21 protein-coding genes and 1 pseudogene are annotated in these 21550 nt (G+C 64.6%); 14 read left to right on the forward strand and 8 right to left on the reverse strand.

Features of this window, described 5'->3' with window-relative positions; translation table 11 throughout:
- Positions 1-379: 379 nt before the first annotated feature.
- Positions 380-1345: a DUF6607 family protein gene (locus C8J40_RS19360; RefSeq protein WP_132898420.1), complete on the reverse strand. Its 966-nt coding sequence runs from the start codon at positions 1343-1345 to the stop codon at positions 380-382.
- 8 nt (positions 1346-1353) lie between these two features.
- Positions 1354-3630: a TonB-dependent hemoglobin/transferrin/lactoferrin family receptor gene (locus C8J40_RS19365; protein WP_207901301.1), complete on the reverse strand. Its 2277-nt coding sequence runs from the start codon at positions 3628-3630 to the stop codon at positions 1354-1356.
- Positions 3631-3709: 79 nt separating this feature from the next.
- On the opposite strand from C8J40_RS19365, the gene C8J40_RS19370 reads away from it, so the two are divergent.
- A complete protein-coding gene (locus C8J40_RS19370) occupies positions 3710-4540 on the forward strand; it encodes a DUF4198 domain-containing protein (protein WP_165911543.1) in 831 nt (276 codons plus the stop codon).
- A gap of 350 nt (positions 4541-4890) precedes the next feature.
- On the opposite strand, the gene C8J40_RS19375 is transcribed toward C8J40_RS19370, so the two are convergent.
- The 4 genes from C8J40_RS19375 to C8J40_RS19390 are packed head-to-tail and all read right to left on the reverse strand — an operon-like array spanning position 4891 to position 7809.
- Positions 4891-5862 (reverse strand): FAD:protein FMN transferase, encoded by a 972-nt coding sequence (locus C8J40_RS19375; protein WP_243693511.1) that lies wholly within the window; start codon positions 5860-5862, stop codon positions 4891-4893.
- A 21-nt stretch (positions 5863-5883) separates the two neighbouring features.
- On the reverse strand, positions 5884-6723 hold the full coding sequence (locus C8J40_RS19380) for a DUF4198 domain-containing protein (RefSeq protein WP_132898422.1): 840 nt from the start codon (positions 6721-6723) through the stop codon (positions 5884-5886).
- Between the two features lie 10 nt (positions 6724-6733).
- Positions 6734-7213 carry a DUF2271 domain-containing protein gene (locus C8J40_RS19385; protein ID WP_132898423.1) on the reverse strand — a complete coding sequence of 160 codons (480 nt, stop codon included), beginning with the start codon at positions 7211-7213 and terminating at the stop codon, positions 6734-6736.
- 11 nt (positions 7214-7224) lie between these two features.
- Complete coding sequence (locus tag C8J40_RS19390; RefSeq protein ID WP_243693512.1) at positions 7225-7809, reverse strand: PepSY-associated TM helix domain-containing protein; 585 nt, start codon at positions 7807-7809, stop codon at positions 7225-7227.
- Positions 7810-8020: 211 nt separating this feature from the next.
- Between C8J40_RS19390 and C8J40_RS20950 the strand changes: the two genes are divergently transcribed.
- The 12 genes and pseudogenes from C8J40_RS20950 to C8J40_RS19445 all read left to right on the forward strand — a co-directional run bounded on the left by C8J40_RS20950 (position 8021) and on the right by C8J40_RS19445 (position 16920).
- A complete protein-coding gene (locus C8J40_RS20950; protein ID WP_279432603.1) occupies positions 8021-8149 on the forward strand; it encodes a hypothetical protein in 129 nt (42 codons plus the stop codon).
- A gap of 3 nt (positions 8150-8152) precedes the next feature.
- A complete protein-coding gene (locus C8J40_RS20955) occupies positions 8153-8323 on the forward strand; it encodes an ATP-binding protein (protein ID WP_279432604.1) in 171 nt (56 codons plus the stop codon).
- A gap of 499 nt (positions 8324-8822) precedes the next feature.
- Positions 8823-9029, forward strand: coding sequence for a ParD-like family protein (locus C8J40_RS19400; RefSeq protein WP_132898425.1), 207 nt, complete (start codon positions 8823-8825; stop codon positions 9027-9029).
- 31 nt (positions 9030-9060) lie between these two features.
- Positions 9061-9809 (forward strand): annotated as a pseudogene (gene map, locus C8J40_RS19405) (type I methionyl aminopeptidase).
- A 356-nt stretch (positions 9810-10165) separates the two neighbouring features.
- Positions 10166-11626, forward strand: coding sequence for a CHAD domain-containing protein (locus C8J40_RS19410; RefSeq protein ID WP_132898426.1), 1461 nt, complete (start codon positions 10166-10168; stop codon positions 11624-11626).
- A complete protein-coding gene (locus tag C8J40_RS19415) occupies positions 11589-11963 on the forward strand; it encodes a hypothetical protein (protein ID WP_207901303.1) in 375 nt (124 codons plus the stop codon). Before C8J40_RS19410 ends, C8J40_RS19415 begins: the two co-directional genes overlap by 38 nt.
- Complete coding sequence (locus tag C8J40_RS19420; protein WP_132898427.1) at positions 11960-12424, forward strand: hypothetical protein; 465 nt, start codon at positions 11960-11962, stop codon at positions 12422-12424. The genes C8J40_RS19415 and C8J40_RS19420 overlap by 4 nt, the downstream gene beginning before the upstream one ends.
- A 69-nt stretch (positions 12425-12493) precedes the next feature.
- The gene (locus C8J40_RS19425) at positions 12494-13585 is read left to right on the forward strand and encodes a catalase family protein (protein ID WP_056050039.1); all 1092 of its coding nucleotides are present in this window, start codon (positions 12494-12496) and stop codon (positions 13583-13585) included.
- Between the two features lie 76 nt (positions 13586-13661).
- Positions 13662-14747 carry a catalase family protein gene (locus tag C8J40_RS19430; protein ID WP_132898428.1) on the forward strand — a complete coding sequence of 362 codons (1086 nt, stop codon included), beginning with the start codon at positions 13662-13664 and terminating at the stop codon, positions 14745-14747.
- A 37-nt stretch (positions 14748-14784) separates the two neighbouring features.
- On the forward strand, positions 14785-15354 hold the full coding sequence (locus C8J40_RS19435; RefSeq protein ID WP_132898429.1) for a type 1 glutamine amidotransferase domain-containing protein: 570 nt from the start codon (positions 14785-14787) through the stop codon (positions 15352-15354).
- Entirely contained in the window at positions 15354-16115 is a 762-nt protein-coding gene (locus tag C8J40_RS19440) for an SDR family oxidoreductase (RefSeq protein ID WP_132898441.1), read from the forward strand. Before C8J40_RS19435 ends, C8J40_RS19440 begins: the two co-directional genes overlap by 1 nt.
- 109 nt (positions 16116-16224) lie before the next feature.
- Positions 16225-16920, forward strand: coding sequence for an SDR family oxidoreductase (locus C8J40_RS19445; protein WP_132898430.1), 696 nt, complete (start codon positions 16225-16227; stop codon positions 16918-16920).
- Positions 16921-16958: 38 nt separating this feature from the next.
- On the opposite strand, the gene C8J40_RS19450 is transcribed toward C8J40_RS19445, so the two are convergent.
- Both C8J40_RS19450 and C8J40_RS19455 read right to left on the reverse strand, forming a co-directional pair.
- Positions 16959-17183, reverse strand: coding sequence for a hypothetical protein (locus tag C8J40_RS19450; protein WP_132898431.1), 225 nt, complete (start codon positions 17181-17183; stop codon positions 16959-16961).
- A gap of 30 nt (positions 17184-17213) precedes the next feature.
- Entirely contained in the window at positions 17214-20054 is a 2841-nt protein-coding gene (locus C8J40_RS19455; protein ID WP_132898432.1) for a TonB-dependent receptor, read from the reverse strand.
- A 330-nt stretch (positions 20055-20384) separates the two neighbouring features.
- Between C8J40_RS19455 and C8J40_RS19460 the strand changes: the two genes are divergently transcribed.
- Positions 20385-21524, forward strand: coding sequence for a cellulase family glycosylhydrolase (locus tag C8J40_RS19460; RefSeq protein WP_243693513.1), 1140 nt, complete (start codon positions 20385-20387; stop codon positions 21522-21524).
- The last annotated feature ends 26 nt before the right edge of the window (positions 21525-21550 follow it).

Genomic DNA, 21550 nt, shown 5'->3' on the forward strand with positions numbered 1-21550 from the left:
CAACGGCCACCTTCGGGCTCATTTGGTTCTCGAACCGCTCGAGATTGGAAATCGCTGACACCGACCGCGCTGTTCACGACTTTCCACACAGTCTGTACGGATTGCGCATCAGCTCAAAACGGCGGGAAACCGACGGCTCCAGCGATGCACAATACTGATGCATCTGGGATACCCGTTCAGTGGTCGGTTTCCTGGTATGTGGCCTCCAAAGCGGACGGTCCGCTTTCCTTCCCGTTCAGGACATTAATGGCTGGCGATCATGCGCCAAAAGTCGTCCGTGCGGAGATGAACGAAAGTCTGAGTTTGGGGAGCGGGGACGGGCGCGCGAATGACCGGTTCTGGGTCGTTAAAGAAGCGGCCAGATTGCCGTGAGAATTCATCATGTCCCGCTTTCACGCCGGATCAGATCCGCGGCTTCCGCCTCTCCCGACTTTTGATCGATTTTAGCCGCCGCGATGTCATCGGCGAGCAGCATTAACTGGTGGCCGGTGGTCGATCCGTTTGACGCGTCCTCCGCAACGTTCATGCCTGAGCGCTTTTTGACCGCGCGGTCCCAGTCGGTGCGGACCGCGGCCCAATACTCCTTCGTCTTCGCCCAATACGCATCCGCTGCCGCCACCGCGAAGTCGGTCGCTGGGTCGTAGGTGTTGATGACGTATTCATGGACGTAGGTGGCGGGCTTGCCGTCCTTCATGCCGATCTTGGCATTGTCCTGCTCGTGCACCCAGCCGGCGGGGGTGAGCACGTGGCGGTTGCTGCCGATATAGTGATCATAGGGCGGGTTACGGGTCGCATCGCGGCGGGCAAGCGGGCGGCGGGTTTCGTCGCTGGTCCAGCGGGTGGCGCCGTCGTCGTAGCGCCAGCGACCGATCCCGCCATAGCGCGGGGAATCGTCGGTCTGCCACACTGTCTGTGACCAAGCGGCGCGCCGTTCGGCTTCCGCGAGCGGCCTGAGCGTCCAGCGGCCAGCCGCGGTGTAGACGAGGACAGTCGCGGGCTGCCACGTCCAGTCCTGTCGCCAGTGCTTGATCACCATCGTCTTGGCGTTGCCGTCGGTGACCACGAGCAGATGCTGGAGGACGACATGGTCGGGCGTATCGACGATCGCGCGGACGACCTCGTGCCCGCCGCTGAGCTTGGCGGGGTAGGGCGTGTAGCCCGCGACCAGCGGCGTCGTCTCGCGCATGTCGAACGTCACCTTGAACGTGCCGGCCATCGCCAGGATCGACGCGTGGTCGCGCGCCCGGTCGCCGTAGACGGCCTGCGTCTGCGCCGACGCGATCGTCGGTACGACAGGGAGCGCGGCCAGCGTCAGTCCGGTCGCGAGGAGAAGGGAACGGAACATCAGGGGCCTCACAGGTTGAGCGAGAAGGAGAGCCCGGCGTTGCGGCCGGGTTGCGAATAGGCGTCGCGGACGACCGAGGTCGAGTTCAGTCCGCGGACGTCGCTCCACCAGAAATACTTCTTGTCGGTGATGTTGAAGATCCCCGCGCGCAGCGTCGCATGATCCGTCACGCGCAGCGACGCGGTGGCATCGAGGATCCAGAACCCCGACGGCGTGAAGCAACTGGTGGCCGCGGTGTTGCAGGTGTTGTTAGCGTCGCCAACCTTCTTGCCCGCGGAGTGCGTTGCGATGACTTCCGCGCGGAACGGTCCGGCGTCGGGTTGGTAGAAGATGCCGGCGACGACCTTGACCGGCTCGATGCTGTCGAGCGGCTGCGTGCCGGCAACGCCGGTCGTCCGCATCGTGCCCTTGGCGTAGGACGCGGCGGCGCGGACGCCGACGCCGATCGGTAGACGTGCCTCGCCGCGTGCCTCCAGCCCCTTGATCTTGACGCGGCCGCGGTTGATAAACTGGTAGACCGCCGGATCCGCCGCGGTGAAGGCGCCGCTGACCTGGACCTGGTCGATGAAGTTGCGGAAGCGGCTGCTAAACGCGGTTCCGCTCAGCGACCAGCCGGTGCCGCTCAACCGGATGCCGCCTTCGACGCTGTTGCTCGTCTCGGGTTTGAGGTCGGGATTGGGAACCGAGCGGTAATTCTGCGTGATGTTGGCAAAGCCGTTGTTGACCTGGTTCGGCTCGGGCGGCTTGAAGCCTTGTGCGTAGTTGGCGAACAGCCGGACGCCCCCGGTCAGCTTGGCGACCGCCCCGATCCGCGGCGTCACCTTCGATCCACTCTGCTCGCGCGGGACTAAGGTCGTGAACAGTGGATCGTTCTGCGGGTTCAACTTGTAGTGATCGTAGCGGATCGACGGGAACAGCGTCAGCAGCCCATCGGCAATCGCGATTTCGTCCTGCGCGAACACGCCGACCAGCGTGTAGTCGGTCGTCGGGAAGGCGCGGGTCGGATAGACCTCACCCGCAGGCGCGACGGTGCCGTCTCGCACACCCGTCTGGCGGGTGTGCGAGTAGTCGGCGCCGTAGGCGAAAAGGTGGGTCAACGACCCGGTCGCAGCGCGGCTCTCGAGTTGCAGCGTCCCGCCGTACACTTCGTTGTCGAAGCGGTTGATGCGGGTGCGATCGGCAGCGGTGTTGCGGTCCTCCGCCGCGGCCTGGAGCGTGAGGCTCTTCTGGTAATAGCCCGCCGCGCGAATACCGCTGACGATGCCGTCGCCGATGTAGCGATAGTCGAGCGTGCCGCGGTTGCGCTCGGTCGTGTCGTGCGCGGTGAGGCCGATCACCGACGTCGATGCAAGCGGTGGCTTGGTGATCGCGCTGAGCACATCGGTGTCGATCACGGAAGAGAAATGCTCATAGGTGAGGCGCAACCGGCTGGCATCGTTCGGCGCCCAGACGACGCGGCCGAGCAGCGCATTGGACTCGATGTCCTGCGGGTTGGCGGCGGTACGATCGGTGGTCGCGCTGTCGTTGCTGCCCTTGGTCTCGGTCTCGTGTCCGTCGCGACGGGTATAGGCGACCATCGCCTCGATATCGCCGGTCTTGCCCGCGACCACGAAGCCGTTGGTCCAGCTGTCGTCCGAGGAATCATAGCTGGAGCGAAGCCCGCCGCCGACCACCTTGCCGTCGACCAGGAAATCACGCGGATCCTTGGTGATGAAGCTGACCGCGCCCGCGACGCCGTCGCTGCCGTAGAGTGCGGAGGCGGGGCCGCGTAAAATCTCGACCGATTTCAGCAGATCGAGATCGACGTAATCGCCGCGGCCCACCGATTGCGCGCCGAAGCTGAACGCGTCGGGCACGCGGACGCCGTCGACGGTGATCAGCACGCGGTTGCCCTCGAGCCCGCGGATGTTGAACCCACTGTCGCGGTCGCGCCCGGTCGAGGATCCGGCGGCGGTGAAGCGCGACGGCGCGCGGCGGACGGTGACGCCTGGCTCGTAGCGCACCAGATCCTTGATGTCGGAGATGAAGCGATCCTCGATCGTCTTCGCGTCGATCACCGACACGGTCGCAGGCACGTCCTCCACCGCCTTTTCGGTGCGCGTCGCGGTGACGGTGATGACCTTGTCCTGACCTTCCGGTTCGGCGGCAGGCGCGGTGGCAGTCGGCTTATCGGCCGCCGAAGCGGGCGCAGCTTCTGCGAGAGCGGGCTCTGCAGCGGCAAGGCCAGCGGTGCCGATCATCAGGGCGACCGGCGAGATGCCGGCCAGCAATTTGGTCAATGTCATGTTCGTTCTCCCCACGGTCTGGCAGCTTGCTAGTGAGAATCATTCTCGTTATCAAGTATCGTCGAAGAGGAGCATCGGGATGACGAAGACCAGGGGAAATTGGCGGACGGCGCGAGCGACCGGGGCGCTCGCACCCGCAATCGCCACCGCGCTGGCCCTCGTTTCGGGACCTTCTGCGGCGCACATGCCGTACGTGCTACCGAGCGTATTCGACGCGGCGGGGCGTGATCGCGTCACGCTCCAGGCGTCGTTCACCGAGGACGCATTCCGGCCCGAGATCGCGGTGAAGGACGCGCCGTTCGAGATCACCGGGCCCAACGGAAAGACCGTCAAGCTGGCCGCACCGACGCTGACCACCGACCAGGCGATCGTCGAGGCCGCGCTACCGGCGGACGGTGTGTACCGGCTCTCGTCCGGGCAGCGGATCGGCCGGTTGAGCAAGATGTACCGGACCGGCGAGGTCTGGACGATCGTCGGCGAAGGCAAAACGCCACCAGCCGGCGCGACGTCGGTCGACGTGCGCAGCACGACGCTGGCCAACGCCTATGCGGTGCGCGGCAAGCCGGGCGCTGCGGGTGCGCTGGCGGCGCGCGCCAAGGCGCTGGAGATCCACCCGCTCGGCGATCCGAGCAGTTATGCCCCGGGTGCGGCGGCGGCGTTCGAGATTCTGTACGAGGGCAAGCCGCTGGCCAGCGAACCCGTGACGCTGTTCCGCGAGGCCGGGTTTTACGACGGCCGCAAGCAGATCGCGACGGTGAACAGCGACAAGGCGGGCAGGGTGACGCTGACCCCGGCCGACGCCGGGCGGTATCTGATGCTGGTGCGATACCGCACGGCTACGCCGGGCGCGGCGGATGCGTATGCGAGCTTACCGCGACGCTGGCGTTCGAGGCGATCTGAGGCGATCTGAGGCGACGTTGATGTCTTCTAATCCTCCCCCGCCAGGGGGAGGTGGCACCGAAGGTGACGGAGGGGGCGGGCACGGAGCGGCGGTTATCGCTTATCGTTCTATCCGTCTGGCAAGCGCCAGCCGCCCCCCCTTGGCGGGGGAGGATTGGAAAACCGTAACTTGATCCGTGCTGGGGAGGGGCTGTCGTTTATCAGGTCGGCGCGGGTGGGCACTAGTCGGGACCGCTATCCTTGTTCTCCCGCGAAGGCGGGAGTCCAGTCTGGGTCCCGGCCTTAGCGGGGAAACAGGATCTTGCTGGGTTGGGGGATTGGCGGTTCTTCCGCGTAGGCGGTGGCACGGTCTGGCGGCGGTTAGTCGCTCAGCATCGCCGATAGAGCCGGTGTCAGATATTCTCGGACCGCGCCGCGCGCATCCGTAACGAGCCGTGCGGCGATCCCTTGGTCGTGCGCGAGGCCTAGGCCGTCCGGCCCTAGGACGGTCAGCGCGGTCGCCCAGGCGTCGGCGTCCAGCGCGATGCGATGGATCACGCTGGCGGATACGACACCCGTCTCGATCGGCCGGCCGGTGCGTGGATCGAGCGTGTGGGCGCCGCGACGATAGTCGCCGGACGTCGCGACAGCTTGGCCGTGCAGCGCGATCCTGAGCGGCTGAAGCGTCAGGCCCGGTGGGCTTTCGAGGTCGACCCACCAGGGATCGCCGTCCGGCCGGATACCGCGCCCGAGAAGTTCGCCACCGATCTCGACCAGGGCATGCGCGATGCCGACGTCCCGCAATAGATCCGCGATGACATCGACCGCATGCCCCTTGGCGATCCCCGACAGGTCGAGCGCGATGCCCCCGGGTTGACGAAGATGCGCGTCGCCGGGAGCGAACGACAGCCGGGACCAGCCCGATGTCGCGCGCGCCGCCTCGATTTCGGCCGCGCTTGGTAGGGCAGCTACGGGGACGGGGCCGAAACCCCAGGCATCGACGAGCGTGCCGATCGCCGGATCGAACGCGCCGCCGGTCGCTTCGGCGATCGCCAAGCCGCGCGTCATGACATGCGCGAAGTCGGATGGGAGCGTCGTCCAGGTGCCGGGTGTCGACCGATTGAAGCGACACAGCAGCGAATCCGGCACCCAGTGGCTCATTTGCGCGACGAGCTCGGCCAGCCGCGCGACGATCGTCTTGCGGATTGCCGACGGATCGGTCCCCTCGGGCGCGGCGAAGCGCACGCTCCACGACGTCCCCATCGTCTCGCCGTGCAGATCGAGCACCACCGCCGACGGATCGCGCGCCGCGAACGCCGTTGCGTCGATCGTCGGCGGCAGCGCGATCCTCATGCCGTCACCCACGGCAAGCGCTCAGGGTGTCAGTACTTCGAGTGTCGTGACATAGCTCATCCGCCGTTCGGTGGCCCGCGGGCTGGTCGCCTTGGCGTCGGTCAGCGTCGCGTTGAGCCAGTACATCCCCGCGGTCGGCCAATCGACGCTCAACACGCCGTCCGCACCGGTAGTCAGCTCGCGCGTGCCCTCGTCGTTGCGATAGCGCTTGCCGCCGGGGATCACCGTGACCTTCAGGCCGGGGGCGGGCTTGCCGTCGACCAGGAAGCGGAACTTGGCGGTCTCGCCAGCGACCAGTTCGTCGGGATGCGTGATCGGTGCGAACTCAAGGCCCTTGCTGGTCGACTTGAACACCGTGGTGGTCGGCGCGCCTGCAGTCACGAAGATCTCGTTGCGGCTCCAAACCTCGGTGACCTTCACGTCGGTCGCGTTGGCGGGGATGTCGGCGACCGTCAGCGCCGCGGGCGCGTTCGGCTGGGGCGGACCGCGACGACCGCCGATCCGCTTCTCGACGCCATCGACCTTGAAGCTGCCCATGACGGCGGACATGTGCGTGCCGATCTTCCACGTGCCCGGCTTGTCGAGCTTGACGTCGAACACCGAGCGATAGCGGCCGGTTGCGCCGTTCTGCAGTGCACCCTCGCTGCCGTCGGGCTGCCACACCTTCATGCCGTCCAGCCGGAGCGGTTGGTGATCGAAGAAGAACAGGTCGTTAGAAACCGCGGCGTCGACCGTCACCCAGCCATCGGTGCCCGAGAACACGGTGGCCGACGGCAACAGCCACATGCGGTGCGCCGACAGCGCGGCGGGGAACGACAACAACGCAGCGGCGACCATCAGGCGTATGGCGAAAGGCTTCATGATGTGATCCTTAGTGGGCGGAGATGGCGACGGTGCCGAGCTCGGTTTTGCCGGTGGTACGAGCGCCGGCAGCGAGCGGTACGGAGACAAGTTCGCGACCGCCGGTTTCCCGCGCAGCCTCGACGTTCAGGACATACTGGCCGGGCTTGACGTCGGCGGGGAGGGGGATGGTGTATTGGCCAGGCGCACGCGTGGCGCCGCTGACGCCGTCGGCGGACATCGTCATGCTCCGGCCGCCCTTGCGCCACCATGCGCGCAGGTCCGCGAGCCATTTGGTGCCGGGATCGTTGCCGCGCTTCTTGAGATCGTACCAGACCGCCAGCGTGCGCGGCGGGCCGCCACCGACGGGCTCCAGCCAGACCGCGAGATAGGGCTTGTGATATTCCGCGACGCTCAGCCGCGGGATGGTGATCGTGACGGTGCCCGCCGGCGCGGCAATCGCGGGCGCGGCGATCGCCCCGCCTAGCAGTAATAGCGTCGTCTTGTGCATGATGAGGCTCCTCAGTGAACGAACAGGATTACGAGCAGGACGGGAATGGCGAGCCCAGCGGCAACGATCGGCCAGGTCGTCGGCCGATGGCGCGCATGAAGCTGCAACAGGAGCAGCCCGGTCAGCGTGAACAGGATGCAGGCACCCGCGAAGATGTCGATGAACCACCCCCATGCCGCGCCCGCATTGCGCCCCTTGTGGAGGTCGTTCAGATACGAGATCCAGCCGCGATCGGTCGTCTCTGCGGTGATGTGGCCGGTTGCGCGCTCGATACTGACCCAGGCGTCGCCACCCGGGCGCGGTAACGCCACATAGGCGTCGGTATCGGACCATTCGACCAACTTGCCGGCGGGATCCAGGCCTACAGTAGCTGCAACGCTTTTCGCGACGAGCGCGGGCAGTGGCGTGTCCGGGGCGTGCGGTGCGGTCAGCATGCGACGCGTAGAGGGAAGCAGCATGCCGCTTTTTTCGACGACCACCGGCTTGGCACCGATCGTCGAGGCATGGTTCAACGTAATACCGGTGATCGCGAATAGCAGCATGCCGACCATCGACAACGCCGCGCTGATCCAATGCCAGCTATGGAGCTGTTTCAACCACCAGCTACGCCACTTTCTCCGGTTGCGGCTAACTGACGTGTGGCTGGGCGGAGAAGGAGATGGCGATGTCACAACTCCGCCTAACGCCAGTCGGAACGGGCATCAAGAGTATTGCGAATAACTCTCATTATCTATCGCGCGGGCATCATCTGCGTTCAAGTCCGAAGGTTGAATCGACCGATCTGATTGCCTGCGGAACAAGCGTATCATGACGGAGGGGCTACGCAACTCCATCGACTATGCGGGTGGCGGTACGATCACTGTGCAACACATCGGTGCCAGCGTGCATGTACTGGTCGCGAACGAGGGCCCCGGCATTCCCGCCGCAGATCGCTAGCGCCTGGTCCGTCCGTTTGAGCGAGGCGACGCGTCCTGCAATCGTGATACGGGAGGAGCAGGCCTGGGCTTCAGCATCGTCCGCGACATCGCGGCCCAGCATCGCGGTTGCTTCGCGTTGACCGATGCACCAGAGGGCGGAACCGTCGTGACTCTGCGACTGCCTTCTGCATGACCGCGCGGCGATGACTACCCGGCATCGCCGAGACAGTACCGTATGTCTTTGCCTGCTTTATGTAGCGGTCCCTGTAGAGCCGGATCGTAACTCAATCGGACCACAATCCCATTGCGTTTCGGCGAGCTTGGACGACTTCGTCGCGTAACTGATGAATGTCGGCTGCGGGCATAAGCTGCCGTTCGACCTATCGCTCTGAAACGACAGAAGTATCCCACTTCTGGCCATTTCCGCCATCGCTGGTCGATGCGTCGGGCAAACATGAATGGATGTCTGAAGTTGGGGAGCGCGAATCGACGGCTGGATGTCGTCTTGTGGGTCCTACCGCGCGTGAGGTTGTGCGGGCTGGCGTCAAAAGCGACCCTTCCGTTGTCGCCCACACCCGGACGTCCCGCTGGGGCAATCCCGCTCTCGGAAGGAGTCATGCGTTCATCCCGCCAGATTGACCACATAGCTTACGGTTCGTATATGCTTCGTATGGTTTGAGGCAGGGGCGGATATGGGCATTGTGAAAATTGAAGACAGGCTGCACGAGGAGGCTCGCGAGGCCAGCACGGTTATGTGCCGCTCCATCAATGCGCAGGCAGAGTTTTGGATGAAGATCGGTATGCTTGCCGAAAGGAACCCGACCCTGTCGTTCAACGAGATCGTCAAAACACAGTTGGCCAACGGTCCTGTTGGCCTCGTCGAAGCCGAAGCCGCCTGACACGGTGAAGACCTCTGACGAACTTGCGCTCATGCGAATCTCCGGCAAGCTGCTTGCCTCGGTCTTCGAGATGCTCGACGAGCAGGACCTGACGGAATGTCGACGCTACAGATCAACGATCTGGTCGAGCATTTCATCACCGTGGACCTCGCGGCACGCCCGGCCAGCAAAGGGCAGTACGGCTTCAAGTTCGTCTTGAACTGCTCGATCAATGATGTCGTTTGCCACGGCGTGCCGAAGGGAGACGAGATCGTTCGCGACGGCGACATCATCAATCTCGACATCACGCTCGAGAAGAACGGCTTTATCGCGCATTCGAGCAAGACGTATCTGGTTGGCGAGGCACCGCCAGCGGCGAAGCGGCTGGTACGCGTTGCCCAGGAGGCAATGTGGAAGGGCATCGGCCAGGTTCGACCCGGCGCCCATATTGGCGACATTGGCTTTGCAATCGAGCGTCATGCTAAAAAGCATGTCTACTCAGTCGTGCGGGAATTCTGCGGGCATGGCATCGGTCGCGAGATGCACGAGGAGCCGCAAGTCATGAACTTCGGGCGTCCGGGAACAGGTGTGCGGCTACGCGAAGGCATGGTGTTCACAATCGAACCCATGGTTAACCAAGGCACCCGGAAGGTCTCTACACAGGACGACGGGTGGACGGTCGTTACCAACGATCGAAAACTGTCGGCCCAATTCGAGCATACGGTCGCGGTTACAAGCGATGGGGTGGAGGTTCTGACGCTTCGGCATGACGAGAAGTCGATGTCGGCGCGCGTGGCTTAACTCCGGAACGACTGCATTCGCGGCCTATCTTCCCGAAAGCAGCGGGACACTTATCACCACATCACGACATTCGAGGCCACAAGTCTGGTGGCAAAAACGGACATAATGCTGAGATGAACGAACGGCAGAAGTTGGGGAGCGGGGAAGGGGCCGCAATGCCTCGATGTGGGTCAGACCGCGAAGACCGCGGTCAGCTACTGTGACATCCGAGGTTTGGGTTTAACCGTGAGTGGTTTTCGTCGCGCGCTGCGTCAAGTTTGCGCGGAGAGGTTGAGCGGGTGGCTCTCCGGGAACCAGAGAACTTATCACAGGTTGCTATAAGTACGAGGCGTCGTGGTTTTGCGGGAAGGTATCCAGTGTCGAAGGAAGTCGAGCTGAAGCTGGTATTGGACATCGCCACGGCCGATGCCTTTGTCAGGTCCGATCTGGTCGGCGGTCCGACGAGCACACGGCAGATGCAGGCGGTGTACTTCGACACGCCCGATCTCGCGCTCTCCCGAGGGGGTGTCTCGTTGCGAATCCGGCAGTCCGGCGACACGCGGACGCAGACGATCAAGGTCGCGGATGCGAAGGCGGCGGGTCTCTTCGCGCGATCCGAATGGGAAAAGGGGGTGGCCGATGCGACGCCGGTCGTCGACGACCGGACGCCTATCCCGGCACTGCTCGGCGACGAGGCCGGCACCATCGCTCCGATCTTCACCGTCGCGGTCGAGCGCCTGACATGGATGATCGACAGCGGCGAGGCGTCGATCGAGCTGGTGTTGGACCGCGGTCACGTTGCGGCGGGTGACCGCCAGTCGCCGGTCTGCGAACTCGAGCTGGAGTTGAAGCAGGGACAGCCTGCCGCATTGTTCACGCTTGCCAAAGCGCTGGCGGCTCAATTTCCGGTCCGTCTGGGCGTCGTCACCAAGTCCGAGCGCGGCTATGACCTGCTTCGTCCCGCATCCAGGGCGTTCAAGGCGGAGCGGGTCGCGCTGACGCGGACCGCATCCGCAGCGGACGCTTTCGAGTCAGTCGCCGGCTCGTGCATACGTCAATATCGCCTGAACGAGGCTATCCTGCTTACGCAGGCCGACGCGGAAGCGCTGCATCAGGCGCGCGTGTCGTTGCGTCGGCTGCGGTCCGCCTTTTCGATCTTCAAGCCACTGCTCGATGGCGACGAGATACCGCACTTCCAAAGCGAGCTGCGCTGGCTCGGCTCCGTACTGGGCGAAGCGCGCGACCTGGACGTGTTGCTGGCGAAGGCGAAGCCCGGTGGCTTGCTGTTCGAGGGGCTCAATCAAGCCCGCGACGCTGCCTATGTCGAAGTCGACAAGGCGCTGGGATCGGACCGGGTTCGTGCGCTGATGCTCGATCTGACGGAGTGGTTGGCATGTGGTGCATGGCGCACCGCGCCATCGACGCGCGATGCGCGGGACGCGTCGGCGCGGCACTTCGCGGCGGAGACGCTGCGCGCGCTACGTCGTCGCCTCAGCAAACGTGGTCGGTCGCTTCAGTCACTGGCGGACGAGGAGCGGCATGAAGTCCGAAAGACCGCCAAGCGGCTCCGCTATGGCACGGAGTTTCTCGGGTCCCTTTTCCCAAAGAGGAAGCGCTCGCGTCGCTACGGAAAGTTCGTGGAGTCATTGGAAAAGCTCCAGGATCAGCTCGGCGCGCTGAACGATATGGCGACGGCGCCGACGGTTCTGGACCGGCTAGGCCTGCGCGACGATCCGGGTGCGAAGAGCCTGCTAGCGCATCGCAAGAAATCGAAGATCATCGACGCCGCGGCCGAGGCGTATGACGATCTTCTCGATCGCAAGACGTTCTGGGGTTAGGGGGGCGGGGATCAGCGCCCGGCAAGACGCTCGAGCGTCGTGCCTGTCGCCCGAGAAGGTCGCGACGATCGCCGCCGGCCAGCGCCCCGCCGACCTGACCGAAGAGGAGGCCGCCGCCTACGACGTCGCCGCGACGCTCGCGGGTGGACGACAGTTGCCGGCCTCAACCTATAACCGTGCCGTGCGCGCGTTCGGCGAGGATCGGACCGCGGAACTCGTTTATCTGGTCGGCGGCTATTGCCTCGTGTCGCTGCTGCTCAACGCCTACGACATGTCGGTCCCCGGTCGCGAGGAAGGTCTGCCCGACGATCCCCAGGAAGAGGGAGAGCGCGCATGAACGGCAAGCGGATGGCCGGCGCGATCGCCGGTGGGTTGGTGGCAGGCCTCGGCATCACCGCGATGATGCTGGCGGGCGAGAGGAAGAGCGGCACGCCGTCCGAGCTCACCGATCTCGAACGGGCCGGTGCGCGGCAACTCGGCGTCCGCGCCGTACCGCCGAGCGATCGATTGCCCGATGCCACCGAACAGGTTGTGGTTCAGGGCAGTCACCTCCTGCTCTCCGCCGCGGCCGGCGCGGTCTATGCGGCGACCGTCGACGAGGATGCCGGCGTAGTGTCATCGGGGATCGTGTTCGGCTTGGCGTTCTACGCCGCGATGCACTGGATCACCGGGCCGCTGCTGGGGCTCAAGAAGCCCGAATGGCAGGCGGACGCGGCGACGATCGGCACGCACACGATGGTGCACCTCGTCTTCGGCGTCGCCACTGCGGCCGGCGCGAAGGCAGCGGCCAACGCCTGACCGTTCCGGAATACCGACGCCCCAAAAGCGCGAACCGCGCGTTACTGCGCTGAACCAAAAGGATTTCCCATGTTGAAGAACCCGATCCGCTACAGCCCCGACGTCGAGACGATCGGTCCCGACGAGCAGGAAACGATCGATGGTCTCAACAAGACGTTCAGCTACATCGTCGAGAAGACGCACGAGGACCTCGGCCATGCGCAGCGCGGCGTCCATGCCAAGAGTCATGCCTTGCTCGAGGGCGAGATGGTGGTCCACGACGACCTTGCGGACGAGCAGGCGCAGGGCATTTTCGAGCGCGGGCGTGGCTACCCGGTCATCATCCGGATGTCGGCGATCCCCGGCGATCCAATCCGCGACAGCGTGTCCCTCCCACGCGGCTTCTCGATCAAGATCATCGGCGTCGATGGCGATCGGCTGCCGGGTGCCGAGGACGAGGTGACGCAGGACTTCCTGATGGCTTCGGGGGTCGCCTTCTCGAACCCGACGCCGGTCGGGTTCCTCCGCAACACCAAGCTGCTCGCCGCGACGACCAACCGCGCGGAATGGGCGAAGGCGGCGCTGTCGAAGGTGTTGCGACCGATCGAGCAGGCTTTGGAAGCGGTCGGCGGCGAGAGTGCATTGCTGAAGGGCTTTGGTGGTTACCCCGACACCAATCCAATCGGCGACCGCTATGGCACGCAGGCGCCGCTCCGGTTCGGCGACTACATCGCCAAGTTCGACATCGTGCCGGAATCGCCCAACTTTCGCGCGTTGACCGACCAGAAGCTCGACGAGAGCAAGAGCCCCGACTCGATCCGCGAAGAATTGATGGCGATCTTTGCGAACGAGGGTGGTGCCTGGACGCTGCGCGCGCAGCTCTGCCGTGACCTCGAGGAGAACCCGATCGAGGACGCCGCGACGCCGTGGCCCGAGCAGGGCAATCCCTACATCCCGGTCGCGACGATCACGGTGAAGCCACAGAAGAGCTGGTCCGAGGAGCGCGTCACCGTGCTCAACGAACAGACCGCATTCCGCCCCTGGCACGGCGTCGAGGCGCATCGACCGCTCGGGTCGGTCATGCGAGCGCGCCGTGCGGTGTATCCGGTGATCCAGGATCTGCGCAGCCAGCTGAACGGCTGTCCGATGCACGAGCCACGGTCGCTACCCGCGCTCGACTGATCGGGTCTGCACGGAACCGTACCGAAACGTCGCAGGGCATTCGGGTGTTAACATCCTGATCCAGCAGGAGCTTCCCATGCCCTATCTACCCTATCGCGACGACATCGAGACGCCTGAGCCCGTCGAGCAGGAGAGTATCGACGGCATCATCAAGGGGATGACGCAGGAGAGCCAGACGGTCGAGAAGCGCGACGGCCATGCGGTGCGCGCCAGTCATGCCAAGAGCACGGCTTGCGTCATTGGCACGATGGTCGTCGCCGTCGATCTGCCGCCGGAACTGGCGCAGGGACTGTTCGCGAACCCGGGGACGTTCGACGTCGCGGTCCGCTTTGCACAGGGGCCGGGCGAGAAGCTCGGAGACCGGGTCTCGACGCACCGTGGCATGGCGATCAAGGTCTTTGGTGTCGAAGGCGCCAAGCTGTCTGGTCATGACGCGCCGACGCAGGATTTCGTCCTGGCGAGCGGCACGACGTTCCCGGCCGGCACCGCCGCCGGGTTTCTCGCCCAGGCGAAGAAGATCGGCATGACCGTGCCGATGCCCGAAGGCGTCAAAAGCGCGGCCGCATCGATCGCGCGCAACATCAACAAGGTCCTGAACGCCGTCGGCGCAGAACCGTGCCCGACGCTGGACTTTTACGGTCATCCGTTCAGCCATCCGCTCGTCGAGACCTATTTCAGCCAGTGCCCCATCCGCTACGGCGATCATGTCGCGAAACTCGGCGTGTTTCCGGTCGCGCCTGAGCAGCGTGCGCTCGACGATTGGCGGCTCGATCCGCATCAGGATGAGGATGGCTTCCGTCACGCCACGATCACGTATTTCGACAACAATGACGCGGTGTTCGAACTGCGCGCGCAACTCTGGGCCGATGCCGAGACGCAGCCGATCGAGGATACGTCGGTCGACTGGCCGACGCGGGTCAGCGAATACCGCACGATCGCGACGATCCGTCTGCCGCGGCAGGCCGCCTATGGCCCGGATCGCGTCCGCTATTTCGACGAGGTCATGACGTTCCGGCCTGCGCACGCGCTGGAGGCGCATCGACCGCTGGGCGGCGTCATGCGCGCACGCATGCAGGTGTACCGCGCGCTCAGCGATTTCCGCCACCGCGAGACCGGCATCGCCGCCGCCAACACCGCGGCCATCACCGATATCCCGGCCTGACGCCGCTCACGCTTATTCAGATTTCGAAGGGATACCCATGAAGCTCCAAGGCAAGAAAATCGCGATCCTGATCGCACCCCGCGGCACCGAGGAACCCGAGTTCGCGCAGCCCAAGGCGGCGGTCGAGCAGGCGGGCGGTGCTGTGACCGTCATCAGCCTCGAGACGGGCGACGCGGAGACGGTCAACAACGATCTCGACCCCGGCAAGACGTTCGCCGTCGACAAGGCGATCGGCGACATGTCGGCGTCCGACTTCGATGGCCTGGTGATTCCGGGCGGGTGTGTCGGCGCGGATACGCTGCGGTCGTCGGACAAGGTCGTGGCGTTCGTCCGCGATTTCTTCGCCGCCGGTAAGCCGGTCGCCGCGATCTGCCATGCGCCATGGACCTTGATCGAGGCCGATCAGGTACGCGGTCGTAAGCTCACGTCGTACCCGACGCTCGCCACCGACATCCGTAATGCCGGCGGGACCTGGGTCGATCAGGAGGTCGTCGTCGACCAGGGCCTCGTTACCAGCCGCACCCCGGATGACTTGCCTGCGTTCTGTGCGAAGCTCGTCGAGGAGTTCTGCGAGGGCCGGCACGAGGCGCAGGCGGAGAACGCATGATGGCGCGCTTTGCCGACAAGGTGGTTGTGATCACCGGTGCCGCCTCGGGCATCGGCGAGGGGGCCGCGCGCCGCTTCGCCGAGGAAGGCGCGACGCTGATGCTGGGCGACATCGACAAGGGCGCGCTCGACCGGTTGGCGGGCGAATTGGGCGGCACCGTCGAGACGCGGGAAACCGACGTTACCGACCGCGCCGCGTGCGAGGCGCTGGTCGAGGCGGCGATCGATCGCTTCGGTCGGATCGACGTGCTCGTCAATGACGCCGGCGTCGATCATCTCGGCAAGCTGGACGAAGGCGACTTCGCCGAATTCACCAAGGTGATCGAGACCGACCTGTACGGCGTCGTCCACATGAGCCGCGCGGCGATCGCACATCTGCGCACGTCGAAGGGCTGCATCATCAACGTGTCGTCGGTGTCGGGGCTCGGCGGCGACTGGAACCATAGCTTCTACTGCGCGGCCAAGGGTGCGGTGAGCAATTTCACACGCGCGCTGGCGATGGACGAGGCCAGGAACGGCGTGCGCGTCAATGCGGTCAACCCGTCGCTGACCTATACCGCGCTGACCGCGGGAATGAAGGAACAACCTGACCTGATCGCCAAGTTCGAGGAGCGGATCCCGATCGGACGGGGTGCCGAGCCCGTCGACATCGCCGGTGCGATCGCGTTCCTGGCGAGCGACGACGCGCGCTTCGTGACGGGCGTCAACCTGCCGGTCGACGGCGGACTGACCGCGTCCAACGGCCAACCCCCGCTGTCCTGACATCGCGAGAGCGCAGTAACGCGCTGTCGGTCCTTTTCGGAGTCCATTCGGCAATGACAACCCCCGTTACCCTCCGCGCGCAGATCGGCGCCGTCGATGTCTGACGCCCATGGTCGCTATCGTCACCGGTGCCTCGCAAGGCTTGGGGGAGGGGATCGCAGACGCGTATCGCGCGCGCGGCTGGCGTGTCGTCGGCGTGTCACGATCGATCGCAGCGTCGCAATCGGACGACTGGATCACCGTTGCGGGGGACGTTGCCGATCCCGAAACCGCGAGGCGCGTCGTGATGGCCGCGCGCGACCGGTTCGGGCGTGTCGATACGCTCGTCAACAATGCCGGCGTTTTTATTGGCGAGCGCTTTACCGATTACACGGCGGAGCAGTATCGCCAGATCACGCAGACCAATCTCGACGGCTTCTTCCACATGACGCAGGCGGCGCTGCCGCTGATGGTCGAGCAGGGCAGTGGCCATATCCTGCAGATCGTCACGACGTTGGCGGAGCACGCCAATGTCGAATTCCCCTCGGTGCTGGCGTCGCTGACCAAGGGCGGGCTGGCTGCGGCGACGCGCAGCCTGGCGGTCGAATATGCCTCCCGCGGCGTACGCGCCAACGCGGTGTCGCCCGGCATCACCGAAACGCCAATGCACCCTCCCGAGACGCGCGCCGGGCTTGGAGCGTTTCACCCGCTCGGTCGGATGGGCACCGTCGCGGACGTGGTCGGCGCGGTGCTGTACCTCGAGGATGCCGCGTTCGTGACCGGCGAGATACTCCACGTCGACGGTGGGCAAGTCGCCGGACACTGACGGATCACACAGGTACGCGTCGTTTTATCTCTGGGTGGTCACGCCAATCCGCCAGAAATCCGCATGGCCCTGCGCAAGGCCTTGCCGAACTGCACGCCCTTGTCGGCGCGTACGGTTGGCGGAAGACGCAACCCGTACGGATTGAGTGCCTCCACCCGAGGATCGTTGACCAACCGATCAGCCATGCTCGGCGTGTCCGCCGCCAGGTTTGGCTTGGCCGACAGCATGGTCAACCCAAGCGTCGCGAAGAAAGCAATCCGCACGATAGTATCTCCTCCAAACAGCCGTGGTGTTCAGAACCGAAACCGGACGCCGAGCGAATAGGTGCGCTCGAGATAGAAGATCTGGCGAGCGAACTGATCGCCGGCGTCATCGAACTGGCGATAGCGTCGGATCGGATTGCCCAGCACGTTGACGATGTCGAAGGCCAGCGTGACGCTCGGAACCGGCGTGACCGTTACGGACAGATCGAGTTGCCCGCGCGCTTTCTCGATCACCCCGCCAGTGCGTTGAGCGCCGTTGCCGTCGACGTCGAGCGGCTCCTGGCTGTAATATTGCACGAAGTCGGAGCGGAAATTATACGCGACCCGCGCCGAGAAGAACGGCCGTTCGTACAGCCCGACCAGGTTGTAGGTCCATTTCGACACGCCGTTGAAGCGCTGCTGCTGGCCGGCGACGTTGGGGGACGTCGCGAGCGTCGATGCCAGATCGCCCTTCGAGTCGACATAGGTGCCGTTGGCCTGCAGGCCGAAGCCCTTCGCCCAATCGGGCAGGCCGTCGATGTCGAGGAAGCTCGTAAAGCCGACTTCGACGCCCTGGAACCGCGTCGCGCCGGTATTTTCGGGCTGGGTGAAGCGCACGCGGCCATAAGTGGGGTCGGTGGTGAAGACGGTCGTGTTCGAGATGAAGCCCTGTGCATCACGGCGGAAGATCGCGCCGGTGAGCGAACCGGTCCGCGAGAAATACCATTCGAGGCTCGCGTCGTAGTTGTTCGACGTCAACGGCGACAGGTTCGGGTTGCCCGCCGTGATATTGCGCGCGTTGCTGTTGGGATCGTTCGGGTTCGGCGGATTGTTCGGATCGATCGTCGGCGGCGATCCGACGGTCAGCGCCGGATTGAGGTCGAAGAAGTTCGGTCGGGTCCGCGTCTGCGTATAAGCGAGCCGCAATTGCAGTTCATCGGTGGCGGCGACGCGTGCGCTGACGTTCGGCAGGTAATCGGTGTATTCGTTCTTCGCGGTGATCGGCGTGATGACGAAGTTCCCGGGCGTCTGTTCGTCGCGCAGGAAGCCGCTGATCTGGTTCTTCGTACGGATCGCGCGCAAACCGACGACGCCGTCGACGACGACGCTGCCGATGTCGAAGCCGTACTTGACCTGGGCATAGGCCGCCAAGGCCTTTTCGTTCGCGCGGAAATTCTCCGATGGATTGAACTCCGGCCGTCCTGCCGGCGCACCGTAGAAGCTCCGCAAGGCGACGAGATTATCGCGGATGCTGCTCGAGGGGATCGCGGTGAACGTGTGGATCGGCAGCGTGTTGTTATAGCCGAACCCAGCGAGCGTGCTCTCGGTGGTGACCGGCAGCGCGGTGATCGGAATCTGAGCGGGCAGATTGAAGATATAGGGCGCGCCGCGATCACGGTTGGCGTCGCGATCATTGTACCGGACGCCGAACTGCAGGCGTTTCAGCAGGCCGTCGCCGATGTCGTACTGGACGTCGACGCGCGACTGGATGTCCTTGCCGCCGACCTTGGTATATTCCTGGAAGAAGCCGCGGCTGAGGTAATTGGCCGGATCGGTCAGGTTGAACGTGCCAAGGTCGAAACTCGGGCCCCCGTCGGTTCCTGGTGACTCGAACACGACGTTGCGGACCGGCGAACTGCGGAACGTGTAGTCGATGTTGACCGCATCGAACGTGTAGGTGCTGTCGGTATAGGCGATGTCACCCGAGATCTGGAGCTTGTCGTGTTTCCAGATCGCGCCACCGCCAGCCTGATACGTATTGGTCGTCCCGTTGGCCGATCCGTAATAGCCATCGGGGGCATTGGCACCCGAAACGGTCGCGCTTTGCGCGACGTTCGGGTTACCGGGGCGCGTGGTCAGGTTGTTCAACTGGAAATCGGCGCCGCCGAAGTTTGGCACGAACATGAACCGGTTGGAGTCGCGCCCACGATAGCCCTGGTAGAGACCGTCGGCATAGATTTCGAGTTCCGGCGTCGGCTTCCACTGGAATGCGGCATTGGCGGACGGGCGCCAGCGTCTTCCATAGCCGAGGAAGAGCGATTGCGCGTCGGGATAGCGCACCCCGCCGGTCGTGCCGGGGGCATTCACGGCATTGGTGGTGGCGACGACCAGCGATTGCTCGCGAGTCGAATCCAGGAAATTAATGCCGACATAGGAGGCGTTGACGAGCAGGCCCATCTCGCCGATCCCGGTGTTCCAACGGTCGCTGACGAGCAGATTGCCGTTCCACGACATCTTGCCCGACTGTTGCCAGTTCACCCCGTTCAGCGATCCAGACAGTTCGAAGCCGTTGAAGTCGAAGGGGCGGCGACCGCGGACGTTGACTTGGCCGCCGATGCCGCCCTCGATCAGGTTGGCGGTACCCGATTTATAGACTTCGAGCGCTGCGACCGTGCCGGCGGGGAAATCCTGGATCTGGACGAAGCGCCCCTCAGCTGTGAAGATTTCGCGGCCGTTATAGGTGGTGCTGAGATCGGGCAGGCCGCGCACCGTGACGCCCGCCGACTCACCGCCACCGCGCGTCACCTGCACGCCCGACACGCGTGCGAGCGCGGACGACGCGAACGTATCCGGCAGCTTGCCGATGTCCTCGGCGACGATCGCATCGACGATGCCGTCGGAATTGCGCTTGATCGCCTGCGCCGACTGGAGGCTGCGACGAAGTCCGGTCACGACGATCTCGCCGTCGCCCTCGGTCGGGCTTTCCTGGAGCGACGGTTGTGGTGCGGCGGGGTTGGCATTCTGGTCCGAAGCCGTAGTCGGTTTGGGCAGGTCCTGGCCGCCGACCTTGGTCTTCCCGGTCGCATTGTCGGAAGTTTGTGCGGTTGCCGGCGTCACAGTAGCCAGCGTCATCGCGGCTACAGACGCGCACAAGCGTGCTTTCGTGTTCATATCTCTCTCCCCCTAAGTGTCGATGGTTCTCCATGCGACTTGGCGTCACGCTAAAACGATCAAACGCCGTATTCAATTGTTTTGTAGGACAAGACTTCTACAATCTTTGCGGGGTCTTGTGAATCCGAGGCATGGCCCGCTAGGGTTGCGACGGATGCGGCAACCGCACCGCGGTGACGTTGCGTATCGTCGACACGACGAGCGGCGAACCCGTTGAACAGGAGAGGAACGCCAGTGCAACATGGCAATTTAGCGCGGATACCGGCAAAGCGAACCGGGGTTTGTCGGACCGGAAGAATCGCGGCTGCTGGAAAATCACTCTGTCTCGTCTTGCTCGCTACCGCTGCGCTAGCCGCAAGTCCGGCCGACGCTCGGACGCGCTGGACCGAGACGCAGGCGAAAACCTGGTACGCGGCACAGCCCTGGCTGGTCGGCGCCAACTACGCGCCCGCGACCGCGATCAACCAGCTCGAGATGTGGCAGGCGACGACCTGGGATCCCAAGCGGATCGATTACGAACTCGGTCTTGCGCAGGGCATCGGCATGAACACGATGCGCGTGTTCCTCCACGATCAGCTCTGGCAGCAGGATCCGGAAGGCTTCAAGCAGCGGATCGACGCGTTCCTGACGATGGCCAAGGCGCGCAAGATCAAGCCGTTGTTCGTGCTGTTCGACAGTTGCTGGGATCCCGATCCGAAACTCGGGCCACAGCATCCGCCGATCCCCGGCGTGCATAATTCGGGCTGGGTGCAGGGGCCTGGCATGCTGGGCCTGCGCGATCGCACGCGCTATCCCGGCTACAAGGCGTATGTGCAGGGCGTGATCGGCGCTTTTGCCAAGGACGACCGGATTCTCGGTTGGGACGTCTGGAACGAGCCCGACAATGGCGCCGATCAATATAAGGGGCAGGAGGGCAAGGAGCCGCTGGTCCGCGCGCTGCTGGCGCAGGTGTTCGACTGGGCACGCGATGCCGATCCGTCGCAGCCGCTCACCTCCGGGGTGTGGATCGGCGACGACTGGACGCCGGGCGGCAAGACGTCGCCGATGGAAAAGCTCCAGCTCGCGCAATCGGACGTGGTCACGTTCCACGACTATAGCTGGCCCGAGACGTTCGAGCGGCGGATCAAGCAGTTGCTCGCCTATAATCGTCCGGTGATCTGCACCGAGTATATGGCGCGTGGCAACGGCTCGACCTTCGATGGATCGCTGCCGATCGGCAAGCGCTACAATGTCGGGATGATCAACTGGGGGTTCGTCGATGGGAAGACGCAGACGCGGCTACCCTGGGATAGCTGGCAGAAACCGTACGTCCTGGCCGAGCCGACGATCTGGTTTCACGAGGTGTTCCGGAACGACGGCACGCCGTATCGGCAGGCCGAGACCGATCTGATCCGGCGAATGAGTGCAGCGCCGAAGGGCGTCGTACCGGTGGCGCCGTCCGATAGTCCGGCCGTACGTCGCCAGCGGTAGGCGGCGTGCAGCATCGCTATCCCAAG

The organism is Sphingomonas sp. PP-CC-3A-396, assembly GCF_004343105.1.
Lineage (GTDB): Bacteria > Pseudomonadota > Alphaproteobacteria > Sphingomonadales > Sphingomonadaceae > Sphingomonas.